3 protein-coding genes are annotated in these 3,109 nt (G+C 66.8%); all 3 read left to right on the top strand.

Features of this window, described 5'->3' with window-relative positions; all coding sequences use genetic code 11:
- Positions 1-266 precede the first annotated feature (266 nt).
- Entirely contained in the window at positions 267-737 is a 471-nt protein-coding gene (gene rlmH / locus QZY48_RS12145; RefSeq protein WP_295431118.1) for a 23S rRNA (pseudouridine(1915)-N(3))-methyltransferase RlmH, read from the top strand.
- A 209-nt stretch (positions 738-946) separates the two neighbouring features.
- Entirely contained in the window at positions 947-1,561 is a 615-nt protein-coding gene (locus tag QZY48_RS12140; protein WP_295431117.1) for a nucleoside triphosphate pyrophosphatase, read from the top strand.
- Positions 1,558-3,012: a ribonuclease G gene (rng, locus tag QZY48_RS12135; RefSeq protein WP_295431116.1), complete on the top strand. Its 1,455-nt coding sequence runs from the start codon at positions 1,558-1,560 to the stop codon at positions 3,010-3,012. Before QZY48_RS12140 ends, rng begins: the two co-directional genes overlap by 4 nt.
- Positions 3,013-3,109: the final 97 nt, after the last annotated feature.

Below are 3,109 nucleotides of genomic sequence, written 5' to 3'. Positions count from 1 at the left end.
GCCGCGAGTTCCGCGGTGTCTGCCTGTGGAGGGGAGGGCGCTGGCGCGGGCCGCAAGGTCCGCGTGAAACCGGCCCCCGTGAAGCAGGAAGTCAACTTTATTCATGTTTACGCATGAATTTGTAAGTTTGATAGAACGGTGACGAGATGGCCGATCAACTGATGTTGTTGCCGAGTGCCGACCCGCGGCGCTGTCGGCTGCTGCGCCTACCCGCGGACCTGGTCTTGGGGCCGGGCCTGCACTGAGCCCGGCACGGGTCGGCGCCGGTGCGTATCCATCTGCTCTGTGTCGGGCGCCGGATGCCGGCCTGGGTCGAGGCCGGGTATCAGGACTATGCCCGGCGGCTGCCGCCGGAGTGTGCGCTGCACTTGATCGAGGTGGAGCCGTTGCGCCGGGGCAAGACGGGCGGTCCGGACCTGGCGCGGGAGGACGAGGCGCTGCGTCTCTGTAAGCTGATCCCCAAGGGGGCGGGGGTGGTGGCCCTGGACGGACGCGGGCAGGGGTGGAGCACGCAGGACCTGGCCCTGCAGCTTCAGGCCTGGCTGGGTGCCGGGCGGGACCTGGCCCTGCTGGTGGGGGGGCCGGACGGGTTGGCGCCGGCCGCGCTGGCGCGTGCCGATCAGTGTTGGTCACTGTCGCGGCTGACCTTTCCGCACCCGCTGGTGCGGGTGATCCTGGCGGAGCAGATTTATCGGGCCTGGACGCTGCTGAAGGGACATCCGTATCACCGGGGTTAACAAGTCAAGAACAAGTTAAACACAGTCGTTGTCGTTGTCGTTGTCGTTGTCGTTGTCGTAATCGTAATCGTAATCGTAATCGGAGAAACGATGCAATTTGGCGTGCGAGAGAATCCTGGGCGCTACGATAAACCTCGATTACGACAACGACAACGACAACGACAACGACGCGACAACGACGCGACAAGTATTCCCTAAACGAGTTAAAGATGACCGACGCCGAGCCCCAGATCTATCTCGCCTCGCGCTCACCGCGGCGCCGCGAGCTGCTGTCCCAGATCGGGGTGCGCTTCGCGGTCGCGGCGGCGGACTGCGACGAGACCCGCCACCCGGGGGAGCACCCCGAGGACTATGTATTGCGCCTCGCCCTGGAGAAGACCCGGCGGGCGCGCGCGCGGCTCCCGGGTGACGACCCCCGGCCGGTCCTGGGGGCGGATACCGCGGTCGTGGTGGATGAGCGCATCCTCGGCAAGCCGACGGACATCGATGACTCGCTCGCGATGCTGGGGCTCCTGTCCGGGCGCTGCCATCGGGTGCTGACCGCGGTGGCCCTGATCGCGGCGGACGGGGAGCGCACCGATCTCAGCGAGAGCCGCGTGACCTTCCGCACCCTCACCCAGGACGAATGTCTGCGCTATTGGGCCACCGGCGAGCCCCGCGACAAGGCCGGGGGTTACGGCATCCAGGGCCTGGGCGCACTCTTCATCGCCGGTCTCACCGGCAGTTATTCCGGGGTCATGGGGCTGCCGCTGTTCGAGACCGCGCGGCTCTTGGGGCAGGCCGGCATCGAGCTGATCCCGCCCGCGCGCGAGGTGTCCCGGTGAGTGAAGAGATCCTGATCAATGTCACCCCGCCGGAGACCCGGGTCGCCGTGGTGGAGGGCGGGGTGGTCCACGAGCTCATCATCGAGCGCGCCGAGCGCTGCGGCCTGGTGGGCAATATCTACAAGGGCCGGGTGGTGCGGGTCCTGCCGGGGATGCAGGCCGCCTTCGTGGATATCGGGCTGGAGCGGGCCGCCTTCCTGCACGCCTCCGACATCATGAGCGCCGACGGCGAGCCGCGCGGGGACCACATCCACGAGCTGGTCCGCGAGGGTGACGAGCTGGTGGTGCAGGTGGTGAAGGACCCCCTGGGGACCAAGGGCGCGCGCCTGACCACCAACGTCTCGGTCGCCTCGCGTTATCTCGTGTGTATGCCGGCGCTCGCGAGCACCGGGGTGTCCCAGAAGATCGAGGAGGAAGACGAGCGCCGCCGCCTGCGCGACATCCTGGAGCGCTATGTGGCGACCCACCCGGGTCACGGCGGCTTCATCGCCCGCACCGCCGCCGAGGGGGTGGGGGAGGAGTCGCTGTTCAAGGACATGGACTTCCTCGCCAAGCTGTGGCGCGGGGTCCGGGAGCGCTGCCTGCTGGCCACCGCGATCGGCCTGATCCACGACGACCTGCCGCTGGCCCTGCGCGCCCTGCGTGACCTGGTGACCCCGGAGGTGGAGCGGGTGCGTATCGACTCCCGCGCCATGGTCGACAAGGCCGTCCCCTTCGCCGCCAAGTACATCCCCGACATCAAGGACCGCATCGAGTTCTACCAGGGGGAGCGCCCGCTGTTCGACCTCTACGGGGTGGAGGAGGAGATCAGGAAGGCCCTGCAGCGCAAGGTGAGCCTCAAGTCCGGCGGGCACCTGGTGATCGACCAGACCGAGGCCATGACCACCATCGATGTCAACACCGGGGCCTTCGTCGGACACCGCAACCTGGAAGAGACCATCTTCAAGACCAACCTGGAGGCGGCCCAGGCGATCTGCCGACAACTGCGCCTGCGCAACTTGGGCGGCATCATCATCATCGACTTCATCGATATGACCGAGGAGGAGCACAAGCGGCAGGTCATGCGGGCGCTGGAGAAGGCCCTGGCGCGCGACCACGCCAAGACCCACATCACGGAGGTCTCCTCGCTCGGGCTGGTGGAGATGACCCGCAAGCGCACGCGCGAGTCCCTGGAGCACGTCCTGTGCGAGCCCTGCCCCTGCTGCGGCGGGCGCGGCTCGGTGAAGACCGCGCAGACGACCTGTTCGGAGATCTTCCGGGAGATCATGCGCGAGTCGCGCCAGTTCGACGTCGAAACCCTGCTGGTGCTGGCCTCCCAGGCGGTGGTGGACCGGCTGCTGGACGAGGAGTCCGCCCACCTGGCCGAGTTGGAGGAGTCCATCGGGCGGCCGATCCGGCTGCAGGCGGAGTCGCTCTATACCCAGGAGCAGTACGACATCGTGCTCATCTAATTAACGAACCAAGATCAAGTCAACACAATCGTTGTCGTTGTCGTTGTCGTTGTCGTAATCGGAGAAGCGATGCCCTGTTGGGTGCGAGAGAATCCTG

The sequence above is a fragment of the uncultured Thiodictyon sp. genome (genome assembly GCF_903828115.1).
In the GTDB taxonomy this organism is placed as follows: domain Bacteria; phylum Pseudomonadota; class Gammaproteobacteria; order Chromatiales; family Chromatiaceae; genus Thiodictyon.
Note: the sequence above shows the minus strand (reverse complement) of the source record. Positions and strands in the feature narration are given on the sequence as shown.

Coding starts and splice junctions, on each gene's coding strand:
- QZY48_RS12140 (WP_295431117.1), top strand. CDS start 947: ATGACCGACGCCGAGCCCCAGATCTATCTCGCCTCGCGCTCACCGCGG.